Raw genomic sequence first — 16408 nt, 5'->3', positions numbered from 1 at the left:
CGGGGGTAAGCGCGTAAGCGGAAATCAGCAGAAATGTTTTTGCTGCTTTTCGCTTACGTGCTTCACGGCGCGGGAGTGTTCGGGCGCCGGGGTGACGGTGACGCTCTGCGGCGCTCATCGGTTCGTTTCCAGCGCGGAGGGGTGTACCTCGTATTGCGGTGCGGACGGGCGTCCGCGTCCGGTGCGCGGGGATGGCGGCAGCCGGCGAATCCAGCCGTGGGTTTCCAGGACGCGTAGTGCCGGGTCGAGGTCCGTGACTTTCTTGAACCGAGCGCGTAGTGCGGGCTGGACGTCGCGGGCGGCAAATCGGGCCGCGCTGGTGTTGCGTGCCCAGTCGAGGATGGCGCGGGCGTCGGCGGTGGCGGGGTCGGCGCCGATGGCGTCGTAGGCGGCTTTGGCGTGGGCGGTGAAGTATTCGCCGATGTCGCGGGCGTCGGCGAACGTGTCAGCGCTGATCGGCTGATTCCAGCCATCGCGGAGGTGCCTGGCCAGATGCAGTAGTCCGGCGATGCGGACGACGGCGCCGACCAACTTGCCTCCCCAGTCGGTCATGTGCGCCAGGTCGCCGTCTGGGCGGAAGTGGGGTTCGGTGTCGGCCAGAAGCCGCGTGATCGCGGCTTGGGCGTCGGGGGCGAAGGTGAGGATGGCGGGCTGGGTGAGCTTGGCCAGAGAGAGCACGAGCGCCTTGGCGCGGGTCTGGTAGGTGGTCTCTTGGTCGGCGGGCATGGGGTCGGGGTTGTGCTTGCGGTGTCCGAGCAAGGAGCGCGGGACCGAGTAGAGCAGGCGGCCGAGTAGTCCTTGGTCGCGGAATTGGGGGGTCGCGCCGAGTTCGGCCAGGACACCGGGCTGTGTGCAGATTCCCAGGGTGACGGTGGCGGCCTCGACGTGCTCGGATTCGCGTCTCATCCGGTCGACGCGCATCTCTTCTCCCGCGTGACCTTTCTTCAGGACGGCGAAGTTCGGAGCGCCGGAGTAGCGTCCGGCGGCGATCGAGAAGATCTCGCCTTCGGGCGATAGGACGGCCATGCGCCCGCCCTGTTCGCATAGGAGTGAGGTGAGTCCTTCGACGGTGGCGTCATCGGAGAACAGACGCGGGCGGGGCGGAACGGTCGCGGCGTCGAGGGCGAGTTTCGCCTCAGCGGCCTCGGTGATCGCGAGTGTCTTCTGTACGGGGTCCAGGCCGGTGGCGTTCTCGGCGGCTTTCGCCGCTCTGTCGGCCTCGGCTTCGGCGATTCGGCGGGCGATGACCGCACTGGCGATCACCGGTTCAGCCTCGGCGATCAGCGCCTTTTCCGCCTCGACGATCGGGGCGCACATCGCGCGGAAGACCTCGGATTTGCGGTTGCCGGGCGGCAGCACGACGACGGTGAAAAGGTTCGTCGGCTCGCGCCATGCAGGGGCTTGCACCCACACCTTCCCGCCGGCCGCGACGGCGAGCACGGCCAGGGCTAGGCAGCCCGCCAGGTCCGGCGGGGTCTGGGTGACCTCGGCCAGGCTTGCGGCGTACTCGCCGATCCAGTCCGGCAGTGTCCACAGCGGGAAGACGGGCAAGTCGGTGGCCGTCGCGGTCAGTGGGACAGGATCGGGCCATCCGCGTACGTCGGCGGAGGTCAGTTCGGCGACTTCGGTGGTGACGGTGCCACGGAGGTTGCTCGCGCTTTCTCCGGTGGCCTCGTGGCCGAGTTGGATGAGCCGGGTTCCCGTCTCGATCACTTTCCGGGCGTAGGCCAGGTCACGGATCATGTGGGCGTAGTAACCGGCGTTGGCGGCGGTGGGGACCTGGGCGACGAGGGTGTGTAGGTAGGGCGCCCCGCCCGTCTTGCTCAGGTCAGGGCCGAGTTCGGCGCCGACGGCCAAGGGGTCGCAGGGGGCGCCTCGGTCGGCGAGGGTGGTTACCGTCTCCCAGATTCGCGCGTGGGCGGGCCGGTAGAACTCGCTGCCGTCGAGCACTTCGCGAACCTCGGTGAGGGCGGCCGGTGAGAGCATCATCGTGCCGAGCACGACTTGTTCGGCGGTGATGTTGTGCGGGAGCGCGCGTCCGGGTTCCGCGTCGGGCTGGTCGCCGTCGATGATGCGGAGCGCGGTTGGCTTGGTCACTGGGGTGGTTCCCTTCGAGGGCTTGGGGGTGCCCCGCCGCGCGAGGCGGCGGGGCGGAAGCGGCTTTCAGGCGGCGAGGTGATCGGCGCTGATCTGTTCGGCCAGGGCGCGGGCGGTCGAATGCGCCATGTGGAGCCGCTTGGCGATCGTGGTGGGCGTGCCGCCGGTGGCGAGGATGAAGGCGGCGGCGATGCGCCGCTCAGCGGGCGTGAGCGCGACGGGCCGCACGCCGCGGGCGGCAAGCTCGACCGCGAGGAAGTCGATGATGCCGTCTTCGGGAAGCAGCCAGACCGCGCGCGTACGGGCGTTCTGCTGGCCGGGCTGGAGGGCCTGAGTCATGATGGAGGTGCCTCCTTCGGTTACGTGATCGGTTGGGGGTGGCGGTCCGGCGTCGTGCTTGGTGGCTGTGCGCCGGACCGCTTTCGCGTCTGGACGCTAGGACTGAGCGGGCTGGGCTTTATTACCGCCGTGATATTCCGACTGGATGTGATCAAGCTGTGATCAGCGGGTGCCGCGGTCACGGGTGTTCTTGAAATGGGTGTAGATGCGGCGGCCGAGACGGAGCTTGGCGCCGGTGCCGTTGCAGTGGTGGCAGGGTCGCCAGGCGCGGCCGGTGGGCGAGGGGAAGCGGCCGATGCCCCGGCAGTGGCGGCACGCGCGGAACGGCCAGATGACGCACGCGGCGATGTAGCCGGCGCCCATCACGAGAGCGAACAGGAGCAGGCTTCCGGCCGAGTCACCGGTAGCGGTTGCGGTAGCGGCAAGCAGGGTCACGGGTGGCCTCCTGGGACGGTTTTCGGGCGTGCGAAGTGGGGGCCGCTACCCGCTACCTGGGCTCATCCGCGCAGGTGAGGCGGGTAGCGGGCCGGGTAGCGTGGACGCGACCGGTAGCGGGTGTGCCGCTACCCTGCGGCGGCGTCGTTGCGGCGGTTGATCGCGGCGTCGATGGCGTCGGCTTTGGCGCCCTTGAGGACCTGGCCGTCACGCTTGACGTCCACGCTCGGGACTCCGAACGCGCGGACTTGGGCGGAGATCGCATCGGCGGTCAGGTCGGCGTAGTGCTCGGGGAACGTCTCGGCGAGGCGCGCGGCGATCTGCTGCCAGTGCAAGCCACGCTCGCGGGGTCCGTAGATCCGGCGGACGTCGGCGAGCACGTCGCGCACCTCGCGGGCGACGTCCTCGCCGGCCGCCATGCCGGACAGCGTTCCGGCGCGCTGCCGGTGGGTGCGGGCGGCGGTCAGGATCTTCTCGGCGTCTTCGGCGTCGGCAAGGTAGGTCCGAACGGTCGGGGTGGCGTCGGTCGCGCCGCGCAGGATCCCGACGCCCTTGTACGTCGGTAGCAGCGTCGAGGAGTCGTATCCCTCCGAGTAGGCGCCCGACCCAAGCACCAGATCCGACACCTGCCACGAGCCCGTACGCAGTGAGAAACGAATCTGGTGGTTGTCGCGGAAGGCGTTGAACTGCTGGGCGACCTGGCCGGTACCGATGCCGCTGGGCTTCTGGGTGGCGCCCAGGACGATGACGCCGGCCGCGGGGGCGACCTTGACCAGGAACACCAGCAGCTTGGCGATCTCCTTGGACGCGTCGGGGTCCGGGAGGTCGAAATACTCCTGAAACTCATCGATCACGACGAGCCGGACCGGCATCCGGTACTTCGGATCACGGGCGATCTCGCGGGTCAGCTTGCCCTCGGGGCACACGTCCACCGGAAGCTCCGAGAGCCGCTGATAGCGGTCTTGAACGTCGCGCTCGATCTCGCGTAGGGCGTCGATGAACAGCTCGACGGGGTCACCGTCGCGGGTCATCGCCATGCCGAACGCGCACCGGTCGGCGACGAGCTTGAACTTGCGCCAGTCGGGCGACCCCTTGCCGTCGAACACACTGAGCTTGACGTACGGGTCGAGGGCTGCGAACAGGGCCAGAGCGCGGGCGGAGAACGTCTTGCCTTGCCGGGGCTGGGCACCCACGAGGATCGAATTCCACATCATGTCCACGCCGACGCGGTTGCCGCGCTCATCGAGGCCGAACGGCGCGGGCTGCCATATGTCGGTGGGCTTGCACGCCAGCAGCGGCGTACGGCCGGCGGGGACGGCGAGGGGGTCACGGTCGGCGACCCACAGCACGTGGCGCCGGTGAGAGGTGGGATCGCGGGTGATGAAGACCTGGGAAAGAGCCACGTCCAGCCCTGAGGCGATGGCGGGCTTGGCGCGGATGGCGTCGTCGAGGCCCTTGCCGTGCGGAAGGTCGATCAGCACACGGGACCCTTCGCCGTCGCGGGACATCGTTGAACCGAACTGGATCTGCTGGCCGGGCTTGTCGGGGTCGCCGAGTCTGGCGGCGTAGTACGCGCGAAGCACGATGTCGGGGTTGAGCTTACGGAACCGGGGCGCGACGACGGCCGGGGAGATGATCGGCCGGTCGATCGGGCGGCCAACATGAGCCAGGGCGGGGACCGCCACGGCGAGGGTGACCGCGCTCACCCACCATGGACCGTTGGCCACCATCGACGCGCCGACGCCGACACCGGCCGTCTCGCCGAGGAGGACGATGCCCCGCCACGTGCGGGTGGCCTTGACCTCCCGGTGAAGCTTCATCCACACCTCGGCGTCGTTGCGGTCGGCGGCGTACTGGCGGAGGGTGTTCTGTTCGGTGACCCACCACCAGCGCAGTTGACGGCCGATCAGCCGGAAGACGCCGACACCGGCCCAGAAACCGCCGAGCATGGCGTACTGCGGAGCGCGGACGGCGTGATAGCCGGCCTGGTGCGCCCACCGGCCGATGATCTGCCGCACCGACGCCTTGACGCTCGCCCAGGTACGCAGAGCGGGCGGGATGATCGGCTGCCACTGCCCGGACGCGTCCGGGGCCGCAGGCAGCACAGGGACGGCTTCGGCGGGCGGCTCGTCGTCAAGGGTGACCTCATAGTGAGTGTCCGGCGCCGTCGCGGTCTCGCGCGCAGCACGGTCCGGGCTCATCTCGTGGCCGTTGGCGGTGTCCGTCGCGGCGGTGGTCCGGCGCAGGGGGATGAGGTCACCCATGCCGCGCGTCTCAGCGGAGGCCTCGCGGGTGCGGTCGGTCACGGCTGCACTCCTTCACGGTCGGAGTCGGCAGGGGCGGCGGATTCGGCCTTGAGACGAGCGAGCAACGCGCCGACGCGCTCGTTACCGGCGGTCTGGCCTGCCTCGCGCAGAGCGGCGGCGAAACTGTCGCGGGTCAGCGCTACGCCACGCTCGTCCAACTCGGCGGCGATGCGCCGTCCGGTCGGCATGAGCTCATCGACGTTCGGGACGGTCCGGCGCTTCGCCCCGGACCGCGCCCGGGGCCGAGTGGTGGCCCGTCCGGCGGACCGTCCGCGCTTGGCCGGTCCGTCCGTCCGGCGTGCCGTCTTCGTGGCGGTACCGGACGGCGCGGGCGTCTCGTCTACGGGACCGTCCGCTGCCGTGGGTGCGGCGGGCAGAGCGGAAAGGTTCACCGCGGGGATCAGTTCACCGAGCTTGTAGAGGGCTTTCGTCCGGCGGGGCGCCTTCCACCGCCACGCGACGGCGCCGTAGGTGTCTTTCAGGTCGGTGAGGGCGAGGATGCGGTCACGCTCGCGCACCAGCGCGGCCGGGTAGGACCGGGTCTCCCAAAGGACCATGCGACGCCACAGCCGGACGGTAGGCGCGGGGGCAAGCAACCACCGGGATAGCCGGATCGAGTCCATCCGGGTTCCGGCGGCCAGCCCGGCGCGGGTGCGGACGACATGCGCGGCGACCTCGACCGCCGCGACCCACAAGGCGGGCAACACCGCGTGCGCCACGACGCCGAACACCGATGCCTCGCCGGCGACGTTGAGGTAGACGGTTGCGCCGGTCAGCGACCAGGGGATCAGCCGCAGCCACCGAATCCGCATATCCAGCCGGGCAAGCACGATGTCGAGCGCGGAGAACACCGCAATCCCCAGGTCGATACCGATGGGCACGGTGAAGGCGAACCAGCCGAACGAGGCACGGGCCGCCGCAGCGACGCGAGCGAAGCTGTTGACGAATCCCAACAGCCCCAGGGCCGCGACCAAGCCGCCGACCACCACGACGGCGGTCTGTTCGTGCTCGGTCAGCGCTCGCGTCCGCTCATCGCTCGTGGGTTCGGCCGGGGCCGGAACGGCGGTCAGGCGCGGAGGGACGTACGGGTCAGCCATGATGGCCTTCCTTCGGTTGCGTGATCGGTCGGGAGCCGCTGTCCGGCGCCGTGCTTGGTGGCTGTGCGCCGGAAATACTTGGGGTCACGGCCGCTGCTCGTCCTGGCCGTTCTGCAGGACGTTGTCGGCGGCGTCCAGGACACGGACGCCGGGCGGGAACCGGCCCGGTTCGGGAACGGTGACGGTGCCGTTGGTGGTGCCGTTCGCGTGAAGGACGGCTTGGGCCACGAGGCGGATGTTGTGGGCGTCGAGGCCGATGAGCACCTCTCGGAGCACGACGCCGGGGCCGTCGTCGAGAGCGGCGGCCAGGCGGAGAATCTTCGCCTCGCTCGTCGAGCACGGCAGATCACCGGCGTCCAACGCCTTGATGGCCTGCCGCCAGTCGATGACGGCGGCCGACTGCTCATCGTTGAAGACCACGAACGCACCGGCGAAGTCCTGACGGCGCAGCCAGATTCCGTGATCGATCAACAGGTTGATCGACGCTTCTGCGGGATGGTAGCCGCGCGCTCCCTCGCGGAGCAGGCCAGCAAGATCACATCGGATCGCGGACATGACGCGTTGATCTCCTCTCACTACGAATCGGGATGCCAGGCGTCAGGCGACGTCTCGGTAGGCGGCGCGGCCGGTCGGCTGCTCGTGGTCGGCGCACAAATCGGCGACGGCCGCGACCTCTTCCGCGCTCAGGCCGGCCCAGATGCCTCGCTCGGGCATGGTGCGTACCGCGTACTCCAAGCAGGCACCCCGTACCGGGCACGTGCCGCAGATGTCCTTGGCGATGTCCTCGCGTGCCGCCCGCTCGTGGGGGTGCTCGATGGCCTCGCCGTCGCCGGGGCCGTCGTGGAGTTCGGGGTCGAACAGGCACTCGGCGCCGTCGAGGCATGCGTCACGCAGGTCTGAAAGCAGGAGTCGGCTGGGGTGGGTGTTCATGCGAACCTCCGGGTTGATGGGGGACGTGATCGGTTGGGGCGGCGGGTCCGATGCCGTGCTTGGTGGCTGTGCAGCGGATCAGCCGACGTGCAGAGCGGAAGCGAACTTGCCCAGCGCAGCGGCACCCTGGGAGATGAGGCCAACGAGGTTGTTGGCCATGTGGGCGGCGGCGGTGGGGTTCTTGAACACGAAGACCACGACGATCGCGCCGACCACGTAGCGCGGCCACTTCTTCGGCTGGGGGAACATCAGCGAACCTCCTCCGCTCGTTTGCTAGACAAGAAGTACATGTACAGATAACGCGCCTTGGCGATCACCTGTCAAGTCCCTTCTGCTTGTGGAGCCTTGGCCTCGTCGGCCCGACGAGATCCAGGTTCGCCGCCGGCGTCGTCCGGCAGTAGATGACACGGCCTGACAACGGATGACTGTCATCCCCTTGTCAGGCCAGGCAGAACCGGGAGAATGCAGGTCAGTAAACATGTGCGACCTGTACGGCTAGGAGTGCTGGTGACGACCCCGTTGCGCGCGCAGCGTGAGCAACGCGGATGGACCAAGACCCAACTCGACGCGCGGCTACGCCAGGCTGCCGCCAGGCGCGGGGAGGTGCTTCCCCAGCCTCAGAGCCTCGCCCGCCAGATAGCGCGCTGGGAGAACGGACACGGCCCGGTCGGCGAGTTCTACCAGCCGCTCTTCTGCGAGGTGTACGAGTGCTCACCGGCCGAACTGGGCTTCGTTGAACGGGCGGAGATCAGGGCGAGTGATCAGGAACCGCTCAACGAGCTCGCGACCGAGCTCGCACGTGCCGCGTCCGTTGACGCGGAGGTCGCCAGCCTGCTTCAGGCCCAGACGGATGGTCTCCGGCTTCTCGATGGACGCCAGGGCGCCCAACTCATCCGCGATCAGATGCGCGCCCACATCGCCCACATCGAGGAGTTGCATCGCCACGCCGTGAAGCCCGGTGTACGCGCCATGCTCGCCAAAGTGCTGGCAGATACCTCCCGCACTGGCTGGTTGGCAGGCGCTTGACGTCGGCACTCCACGCGAATCCTGGGAACACTTCGAACGCGCAAAGTCCGCAGCACGCGAAGCGGAAGATCCGTCGCTGCTTGCCTTCGCGACCGCCGAACAGGCCTACGTACTTCTCGACCTGGGGAACGCGGAGCAGGCTGCCGAACTGGTCGAATACGCGCGACACCAAGCCGCCGGCAAGGTGCCGGACCTTATGCGAACCTGGCTCGCGGCCGCGCAAGCCGAGATGGCGGCGAGCATGAGAAGCGTCGATGCTGACGCGGTCCGAGAAAAGACCTGAGTGCCGGGCTCGTCGGAGTGGATGGAACGTATGCGCGCGCTGAGGCAAGCGCCCGAATCGATCTCGCCACCGCCTTGCTGGTTCGGGGCGAGCGCAGATCTGCCGATGAACACCTACAAGTCGCCCGCATCCTGGTGGACCGTACTGGATCGCTCCGGCAAAAGCGTCGCATAGCGAGTCTTGACAGGAAAATCTAAAGCGATATGTGTGGTAGTGATCGACCAGGCTAATGCCCTGGCTTCGGCGCTATCCTCCCTCGCTTGAGGGCAACCTTGTCCGAGATATACCAGCCAGCCCGAGTGCTTCCGTAGTCAACGATATACAGTTGACCTTCGACTTCGATGTCTTCTCCGAACTCCATATGCCAAGCAGGCTTGTCCGGCTCTGGGTTGTGTACCCAGCAAAGGTAGTAGCCAGCCGGATATTGGCGAATCTCATATTTGCCTGCATGCATTCGGAGGCCGTTCTTTGGGCCTCTAACCTCGGGGTGATAAATGTAGTCCTTCGATCGCGACGCTTCACCGCAGTCTGGATTCTCTGGGGTCGCCATGACAACCTTAATCATTGCGCTCTCCTTGGTGGGCTATCGGGCTTGGCTTCGTTGAGATGGCCAGATTACAGAGGAAAAATCCGCAGTGGTTGAGATGTCGATAGTATGGCCGGTGTTGGTCGCGTTGCTCCTCGCCCATTGCTTCCCGTGGTTGGCTTACCTATCTTCCGTGCGAGCAAGGATGATTCGGCCCCTGCCATGGACTACCTCGACCAGCCCGCGGCCGTCGAGCTCGCCGAGTGCTGAGCGAATCGTGTTTCGGGATGCATGGAACTGTTCGGCTAGCTGTGCCTCGCCGGGTAGTTGTGAGCCAGGCGGGTAGTCGCCAGCTTCTATGGCGGCGATGAGTTCGGCGGCGATGCGCCGGTAGCGTGGGGTCTTGTCGGCCTGTTCCGTGCTGCGGACGATCCGACCGACGGCAGGCAGCGTGTCGACCAGGCCGTCAGTCTCCAGCTTCTTCAGCGCCTCGCGGGCTGTGCCGCGAGCAACGCCGAATTCGGCCGAAACCTCCGCCTCGGAGGGCAGTTTGTCGCCGGGCTTGAGACGACCTTCGTGGATACGGTCGCGTAGGACAGCAGCGATCTTGAGGTAGACGGCATCGCTGCTCTTGGGCCTAGCCACAGGGCTCCTTCCACCTTCATGTAACGGACAGGGTAGTCGGTGCGATCGTCGTGAGTCATGTCCCGGTGCGGCGACGGTGGGTGCTTGCATGGCGTCTGGGGCCTGATTCGCTGGCCTATTCCTCACGTTCAGGCTCAACGTTGGCAAGAAATCGCCGTGCCTGATCCGGATACTTGCCGATTAATATTTTGAGTTGTTGGATCTCCACTACTTGAGACGCGCCGGTGAAGGTCATCGAGTCGAGCATCGCGTAGAACTCCGCGAGTGAGTGATTTAGTCGCTCCTCGCGGGAAGTCAATTCTGCTCCCAATCCTCTGGTGGGCGCGCATAGCTTCCCTTGTGCGGCAACGTCCACACGTACCGACGCGCCCGCAGGTCGGCAATCGCACGAGATATGGTTTGGTTCGAGGTATTGAACTCGGTGGTCATCTGCTTCTGAGATGGAAGTCGTTGGCGGGGCCTGAGTTCACCCGAGGTGATTCGAGAGCGGAGGATCTCGGCTATCTTCTCGTGTCGCTTACCGGCCATTTCGATGTAATCCACCTCGTATTGTCTAAGCCCAGTTATCGATCGTCAGGAGAGAGTTCAGCGGCACCGGTCCCTCAGCCGGTGCCGCTGAACTCCCCGATCACCCCACTACGCCGGAAGGACGTGGGGGTACCGCGCGGCCAGCCCTCCTCGACCCTGGCCGACCGCGTGGGGTCCTCATCTCCTGTGAGCGTTGATGATGGCTCCGGTGAGTTCTTCCGGTCCGGCAGCGTCGATGAGCTGCCACCGGCCGCCGGCCCACACCAGCGCCCACCACCGGCGCGTAAACGCTCCGAACCACATCACCGCGGAGGGGAAGCGGCGGCCCAGCATCGAGGCTGCCGACGCCACCTCGGTTCCGACCGGTGGCGTCAGGCCGTCGACCAGCGTCGGCGCCGTCATACGGGGTTTCCAGAGTCGGCGCGGTCGAGGCGCAGAACGCGCGTGATGCGGTCCGCCGCCTGGTTCACGTCCTCGGCCGGGCACAGATACTCCGCTTCCGGCGGAGCGTCCCGCGTCGTTCCAGACCACAGCCAGTACCACGCCAGGCCTCCGGAGTGCTGATCGTGCTGGCAGACGACGGCCTGCCGGAGACCGGGGCTCATGGCCGCCGCCTGCGGTTCACCGCTCGGTGGATCGGCGGCGGGGTTCTTGGCCCACACCATCCGGGCGCCGAACACCTCTGCGACCAGACCACGGTCGACGAGAGCGGCGGTGAGTTGGTTGAGGAATCGAGTGACCGTCTCGGGGGTTGCGTCCGGACCTGACTCCATGACGCTCATGGCGCGTCTCCCTCCTACGCCGGGTGTGGACATGTGGTGCCGACCAGGTGCGATGACATCGCTCCAGCGCGGCTCACGGAAGCCCGCACCGGTTAACAGGCGTCTGTTAACCGGGCGCTGGAATCGGTACCGGTGGGACATGCTGAGTCCATGACCTGGGATGGTGACGAAGGAGCGGTCATGACGCCTCTACGGCGGACGCGCGCGGAGTTCGGGTGGAAGGTGTCCCAACTCATCGCCGTGTTGCGGCGTTGTGCCCCACACGCTGGGGTGAGTCTCGGCAGCGACAAGAGCCTGAAAACCACGATCTCGCGTCATGAGACCGGCAGAGTGACCCCTGATGAGGACTGGCGGAAGCTCTACCGCCTCGCCTACGGACGTACCGACGAAGAGTTGGGGTTCGCCGGCACCGCCGTTCCAGAGACGGCCAGTCCGGCCGATGACCTTCGGCAGCGCCTGGCCACCGCGCGGCGGGTCGATATGCCGCTGGTGCGGCAGATGCAGCAACAGGTCCACCAGATCCGGCTACTCGATCGCCGTCTCGGCGCTCCGTCGCTGCTGGAACAGACCCGCTCTGTGATGGCGACGCTGGCCGAACTACTGGGCTACAGCCTTAGCCCGTCCGTCCGGGAAGCGCTCGCCGCGGTCCTGGCCGACGCCGGCGCCCTCGCAGCCTGGCAGGCACTCGACGTCGGCGCCGTGGGGCAGGCGTGGGCGCACTACGAGACCGCCAAGACCGCCGCACGCGAGGCAGCATCGCCCGTACTGCTCGCGCACGCCGCAGGGGAACAGGCATATGTCCTGCACGACGTCGGGCGGCTCACGGACGCCCTGAGCCTCGTACGCCAGACACGAGCGCTCGTCGGTAGGAGCTGCCCGCCGCTCCTGCTGTGCTGGCTGCATGCCGTTGAGGCAGAGGTACAGGCGGCACTCGCCGACGATGAGTGCCGTACGGCCCTAGACCGCTCAGCGATGTTCCTCACCGCAGACACGACCGATCCAGCGCTGCCGTTCATCATGCTCAACGAAGCTCACCACGCTCGGTGGCGTGGCCACTGCCTCGCCCAGGTCGGCGACAATGAGGCGATCACCTACCTCATGACGGCACTCGGCGAAATGGACGCGTCCTTTGTCCGGGCAGCGGCCGGCCTCCGCTGCGACTTGGCGCAAGCCCTCGCCGCACAAGGCGAACTCGACGAAGCACGCGCACACCTACGCCGCGCCCGGCTGCTGGCAAACCAGGTCGGGTCCGTACGTCAACGCAAGCGCATCATGAGCGTCGGTCTCGCGGCCTAGGAATCACTCTCGGCGCCACGCTTGGCCAGCAGATACAACAATCCCACCAGCGACCCGGACCCCAGCACTTCGCCCTTGCTGATGAGTTCCAAAACGGTGCTCATCGGGATCCAGTCGATACGTGCGGCCTCTTCAAGGTCGGTCGGCTCGCCCACCAACTCGGCGCCGCGGCCGATGTAGACCTCATGCGGGGTGTCCACCATCCCGACCATGGGCTGAAAGCTCACCGCGTGCTCCATCGGCCCAGGACGCCAACCGGTCTCTTCTTCGACCTCACGGGCCGCCGCTGTCGCGCCGTCTTCTCCCTGGTCGATGATGCCGCCCGGCAGTTCCCAGCCCCAAGAGTCGTCGACGAAGCGGTGGCGCCACATCATCAGCACCTCATCGGCCTCGTTGAGGACCAGGGCGACGGCGACGCGCTGAAGCCGCACCACGTGATACTCGAAGCGCCGGCCGTCCGGCGGCTCGATGTCGACCAGGGTCAGCCGAACCCACGGGTTGTCATAGATCGTGCGCTCGCCGAAGACCTTCGTCCTCAGCTCTTCTGGGCGCTCAGGAGTGCTCACGCACAGGACGGTACCGGTCCTGTCCCACATGTCCAGCAGTCCGCGCCTTGGCTGTTACCTACGGGACGGAGGAGGCTACGGCAGCCCCGCGGAAGTTGGCTGGGCAATGCATCCGTCACGCCGATATGGGGCATTGCGCCATGTTCTTCAGAAGCATGCACCAAGCCGTAAGGGTGGACGGCAGGATCGTGATCGTTGCGGCGTCGTACGTGAGCACACGCGGATTTGTCAATGGATCCGAGGCATCTGCGCCAAGAAGGGTGGCTCGATTCGGTCACCATCCCGGTGTCTCTTTCCAGTAACTGTGTCCTGTCCTAGCATGCTTCTTGATGAGCGGATCCGAAGACCAGGACACCCCTCGGTCGTCAGCTGACTATACTTCCCCAAGCGGGGCGTGCACGGTTGCCTTCACCGCACCCGTATCGAGGACTTCATACAAGCCCGGCACAGCCGTCTCTTCCGAATCGCTAGCCTTCCACCAACGAGCAGGTACCGGCCTGCAATGCTCGAAATCTCCCACGATAGGAGTGGGCCATACCGAATCCCATTCAGGCATGGATTAGGCAATCGCGAGGGAGCACCTGGGGACCATAATCAGCAACGTTCCCCGGCCTGGCTAGAGAAGACTTCAGCCAGCATCCCTGCCTGATGGTCGGTTGCAGAGAGCGGAGATCATCTCGGATCGACCCGCCGACGGGAACACCGCATGTGCGGCCGGTCGGATCGAGCCGGCCTGAAGAAGGTGCGTCCCTGGCCCGAGAGGGTCGGCCATCGGCGACACGTACAGCGCGGCCCCCTGCGAGGATCGCAAGCCCTCACCCGAACACGACTCCGGTCGGTTCGTCTGGAGGAACGCCGCACGACCGTCCTCCGAGCGTGGACCCGTATTGGACCCGGAGAGTCGTAGATGCCCGCAACGAGCCGGACACAGCCGGACGGAACAAGATCGGCCCCTGACCGCATCTCTGCTGGTCAGGGGCCGATCTCCCTGCTGTGGCGGGTCCAGGATTCGAACCTGGGTAGGCTGAGCCGACGGATTTACAGAGGGTCGGCGATCATTGCTCCACGCGTCCGCTGACCAGGGCTTAGAGCAACCAACATCTCGTTGGCTGGCAGAGTCATCCCGCGCACATCCCGCGCTCGCAGTCGTAGCCGCTGATCGGCAGAACACAGAAAGCGGCCGACCCGAGACAGCGCGGGTCGGCCGCTTCTCAACGAGCCCGCGGTACGTCGGACTCTCCCTGCCGTCCTACTTCTTCTTGGAAGACTTGGACGGCTTCTCGACGACGGTCGTCTTCGGGTTCCGCTTGGCGGTCGACATCTTCACGTAGCGGCCCGTGATCGCGCTCCGTGCCTTTGAGTTAGAGGACTTACCAGCCATACACCTCACATTTTGCGCGGTGCCCCCGGTGGGATGAGGGGTTCGCATGATCGGGCGGCCGCCGCCGGGCGTGGGCTGGCCTCATCGATCGGGTGACTGGCCTGGGTGTTGAGATTCGTTCGATTCACAACACCTCGCCCCGCCGGGCTCCGGACCGCTTTTCCACGTCGCTCAAGGCGTTGAAAAACGTGTTGAGAAATCGTGGTGTTCCACAAGTGCGAGCGCCCTTTTCTCTACGCTTGCGGGCATGGAACCCGTCCCCGAGCCCGTGCTGCCGTACCCGCACGCCCGTAACTGACTGCGGCATCTGCCATGAGATGGACGCCGACTTCCAGATCGTGGAGGAGGCACTGGATCCGCCGGACTGGACGGGCCGGGAGGCTCGCCGGTTCTGCCAGGGCTGCATCGGCCGCTGGGTGGCCACCGCGGCGATGGCCCGCCCCGGGGACCTCTCACTCGGTGCGCCGCTGGCCGTGACCGTCACCCCGCTGCGCCCCGGCCGCGGTGTGTGGTGACCAGCGCCGCGCTTCCCGAGGGCTCGCTGCTGGCCGGCTCACTCGGAGACAACCCCCTCGCCACCGAACCGGCCGCATCGACCGGCGCGCTGATCGGCTACGCCCGCGTCTCCACCGGCGGGCAGCGCCTGGACCGGCAGACGCACGCTCTGACCGAGGCGGGCTGCATCCGGATCTTCGCCGACAAGAAGTCCGGCAAGAACGTCGTTTAGGGTCTCCGGGTATGGGCGTAGCGGGTGGTTGGGTGGGGTGGCGTACGTCGCGGTACAGCGCGGCCGGGGCTGAGGCGGCGTGTGTGGAGGTGGGCTGGGCGACGTTGTGGCGCGATGGGATGGTCACGCAGGGGACCGGTCCCCGCCCGGCGCCGGGGGTGCCCGGCGGGCCGCTGGTCTTGAGGCCTGCCACCACGTCCGTTCCGCCCGCCCCGCCGGCCGTGGCGGCCGTGGCGGCCGGAGACACCGATCATGGTGTGTCCGGGGCCGGGGCCGGGACGTCGGGGTCGGTGGGGGTGCCGGTTCGGGGTGGCGGGGGGTGGAAGGGTTTTACCGCCCGGGGCCGGGTGCGGTACGTGCCGGTGCCGCGCGACCTGGATGCCGGCTTGAGCGTGCGGGAGGAGTTCGTGCGCGCGGTCGGGCCCCGGACCGAGGCCACCGGCCGGAAGAACGGCCTGCCCCATCGGCCACCGGCCCAGATGGACGATTCTCAGGCCACCGGAACACATGATGAGCTGCTTGAGGTGATCTCGTATGCGATCGGGCAGCTGGAGCGCGATCGCGTCCCCGATGTCGCGGGCCGGTGTCTGCAGTTCACCGAAGCGGTTCTGGCGGGGCTGTTCCCCCAGGGCATCAAACCCCCCGCGGGGGCGCGATCGGCCGATGATGCGGCGGCCTCAGCGGATCTGAGCGCGCGGCGCTGGCTGAACCAGCCGCCCGATGCCTGGGAACAGGTCCGGTCCTGGGAAGCGGTGTTTGAGACGGTCACGGGGCACAACACCGCCACGGTCGTGATCGTCGGCAGCCGGAAGATCAGCCACGCCCTGATCCTGATCAACACCACCGGCACCATCGAGGGCGTCAAAGTCCTGGACTACGACGGTCATACCGCCGTGCTCAACGACTTCACACCCGTCATGACCGACCGGTTCGACAGCCCGCTCGGCGCGGTCGCCTTCACCCGTGCCCTGCACATCAGCCTGACCACCGCACAACCCCTGACCGGCCGCACCACCACCCCGAGGCTGTCCAGCCGCGACATCGTCGCCGTGCTCACCGGCATGGCCAGCCCCCACATCGGCATGCCGAAGCGGAAGAGTGCCGATAGCGGAGCGAACCCGGCTGGAGGTGATCCTTCAGACACGCCGAAGGTGTCAGGGGCCAAGGTGACCGTGCTTGCGAACAAACTCATCACGGCCATGAAGGACAAGCCACAGACCGGGAAGGACCTCAACGACCTCAAAATTCCCGTTGCGGTCCGCGCGGAGGTCTTCGCCAAGATCGAAGAGCTGCGCCCGGGCGCATTCGGGACCTGGAAGGGGAAGGGAAAGGGGGGCACCGTCTGCTATGGCCCGCTGGACAAGGTGCCCGCGGGAACACCGAGCCAGTCGATCGCCGAGTCCACTGACGCGGTGACCCTGCTTGCGAACAAACTCATCACGGC

19 protein-coding genes are annotated in these 16408 nt (G+C 67.2%); 6 read left to right on the top strand and 13 right to left on the bottom strand.

The genetic code is table 11. The features are described from left to right. Window positions 1–114 precede the first annotated feature (114 nt). The 8 genes from NE235_RS13380 to NE235_RS13345 form a co-directional block, all read right to left on the bottom strand. A complete protein-coding gene (locus tag NE235_RS13380) occupies window positions 115–2097 on the bottom strand; it encodes a DUF3987 domain-containing protein (RefSeq protein ID WP_308206069.1) in 1983 nt (660 codons plus the stop codon). Window positions 2098–2163: 66 nt separating this feature from the next. Continuing rightward, complete coding sequence (locus tag NE235_RS13375; RefSeq protein WP_252802475.1) at window positions 2164–2436, bottom strand: hypothetical protein; 273 nt, start codon at window positions 2434–2436, stop codon at window positions 2164–2166. A 162-nt stretch (window positions 2437–2598) separates the two neighbouring features. Further along, the gene (locus tag NE235_RS13370; protein ID WP_252802473.1) at window positions 2599–2871 is read right to left on the bottom strand and encodes a hypothetical protein; all 273 of its coding nucleotides are present in this window, start codon (window positions 2869–2871) and stop codon (window positions 2599–2601) included. 128 nt (window positions 2872–2999) lie between these two features. Continuing rightward, on the bottom strand, window positions 3000–5177 hold the full coding sequence (locus NE235_RS13365; RefSeq protein WP_252802471.1) for a hypothetical protein: 2178 nt from the start codon (window positions 5175–5177) through the stop codon (window positions 3000–3002). After that, entirely contained in the window at window positions 5174–6166 is a 993-nt protein-coding gene (locus tag NE235_RS13360; RefSeq protein ID WP_252802469.1) for a DUF2637 domain-containing protein, read from the bottom strand. Before NE235_RS13360 ends, NE235_RS13365 begins: the two co-directional genes overlap by 4 nt. A gap of 192 nt (window positions 6167–6358) precedes the next feature. Continuing rightward, window positions 6359–6829 carry a hypothetical protein gene (locus tag NE235_RS13355; protein WP_252802467.1) on the bottom strand — a complete coding sequence of 157 codons (471 nt, stop codon included), beginning with the start codon at window positions 6827–6829 and terminating at the stop codon, window positions 6359–6361. Window positions 6830–6871: 42 nt separating this feature from the next. Then, window positions 6872–7204 (bottom strand): WhiB family transcriptional regulator, encoded by a 333-nt coding sequence (locus tag NE235_RS13350; RefSeq protein WP_252802465.1) that lies wholly within the window; start codon window positions 7202–7204, stop codon window positions 6872–6874. 78 nt (window positions 7205–7282) lie between these two features. Continuing rightward, on the bottom strand, window positions 7283–7453 hold the full coding sequence (locus NE235_RS13345) for a hypothetical protein (protein WP_252802462.1): 171 nt from the start codon (window positions 7451–7453) through the stop codon (window positions 7283–7285). 258 nt (window positions 7454–7711) lie between these two features. Between NE235_RS13345 and NE235_RS13340 the strand changes: the two genes are divergently transcribed. Continuing rightward, window positions 7712–8230: a hypothetical protein gene (locus NE235_RS13340; RefSeq protein ID WP_252802460.1), complete on the top strand. Its 519-nt coding sequence runs from the start codon at window positions 7712–7714 to the stop codon at window positions 8228–8230. Beyond that, window positions 8163–8513, top strand: a complete 351-nt coding sequence (locus tag NE235_RS13335; protein ID WP_252802458.1) for a hypothetical protein — start codon at window positions 8163–8165, stop codon at window positions 8511–8513. The genes NE235_RS13340 and NE235_RS13335 overlap by 68 nt, the downstream gene beginning before the upstream one ends. A 706-nt stretch (window positions 8514–9219) precedes the next feature. On the opposite strand, the gene NE235_RS13330 is transcribed toward NE235_RS13335, so the two are convergent. The 4 genes from NE235_RS13330 to NE235_RS13320 form a co-directional block, all read right to left on the bottom strand. Beyond that, a complete protein-coding gene (locus NE235_RS13330) occupies window positions 9220–9684 on the bottom strand; it encodes a winged helix-turn-helix domain-containing protein (RefSeq protein WP_252802456.1) in 465 nt (154 codons plus the stop codon). Window positions 9685–9978: 294 nt separating this feature from the next. Further along, entirely contained in the window at window positions 9979–10212 is a 234-nt protein-coding gene (locus tag NE235_RS38655) for a winged helix-turn-helix domain-containing protein (RefSeq protein WP_406567577.1), read from the bottom strand. A 177-nt stretch (window positions 10213–10389) separates the two neighbouring features. After that, window positions 10390–10614 (bottom strand): hypothetical protein, encoded by a 225-nt coding sequence (locus tag NE235_RS13325; protein WP_252802454.1) that lies wholly within the window; start codon window positions 10612–10614, stop codon window positions 10390–10392. After that, window positions 10611–10994, bottom strand: a complete 384-nt coding sequence (locus tag NE235_RS13320; protein WP_252802452.1) for a hypothetical protein — start codon at window positions 10992–10994, stop codon at window positions 10611–10613. The genes NE235_RS13325 and NE235_RS13320 overlap by 4 nt, the downstream gene beginning before the upstream one ends. A 150-nt stretch (window positions 10995–11144) precedes the next feature. On the opposite strand from NE235_RS13320, the gene NE235_RS13315 reads away from it, so the two are divergent. Continuing rightward, on the top strand, window positions 11145–12290 hold the full coding sequence (locus tag NE235_RS13315; RefSeq protein ID WP_252802449.1) for a tetratricopeptide repeat protein: 1146 nt from the start codon (window positions 11145–11147) through the stop codon (window positions 12288–12290). On the opposite strand, the gene NE235_RS13310 is transcribed toward NE235_RS13315, so the two are convergent. Then, window positions 12287–12856 (bottom strand): NUDIX hydrolase, encoded by a 570-nt coding sequence (locus tag NE235_RS13310; RefSeq protein ID WP_252802447.1) that lies wholly within the window; start codon window positions 12854–12856, stop codon window positions 12287–12289. The two genes, NE235_RS13315 and NE235_RS13310, sit on opposite strands and share 4 nt — an antisense overlap. Window positions 12857–14554: 1698 nt before the next feature. Between NE235_RS13310 and NE235_RS13305 the strand changes: the two genes are divergently transcribed. The 3 genes from NE235_RS13305 to NE235_RS13295 form a co-directional block, all read left to right on the top strand. Next, the gene (locus NE235_RS13305; RefSeq protein WP_252802445.1) at window positions 14555–14752 is read left to right on the top strand and encodes a hypothetical protein; all 198 of its coding nucleotides are present in this window, start codon (window positions 14555–14557) and stop codon (window positions 14750–14752) included. After that, entirely contained in the window at window positions 14749–14964 is a 216-nt protein-coding gene (locus NE235_RS38540) for a recombinase family protein (protein WP_319946969.1), read from the top strand. The genes NE235_RS13305 and NE235_RS38540 overlap by 4 nt, the downstream gene beginning before the upstream one ends. Before the next feature lie 356 nt (window positions 14965–15320). Beyond that, window positions 15321–16408 (top strand): hypothetical protein (locus NE235_RS13295; protein WP_252802444.1); only part of this gene is annotated, 1088 nt, incomplete at its 3' end.

The organism is Actinoallomurus spadix, assembly GCF_024055725.1.
GTDB lineage: Bacteria > Actinomycetota > Actinomycetes > Streptosporangiales > Streptosporangiaceae > Actinoallomurus > Actinoallomurus spadix.
This window is presented reverse-complemented; position numbering and strand designations above follow the sequence as displayed.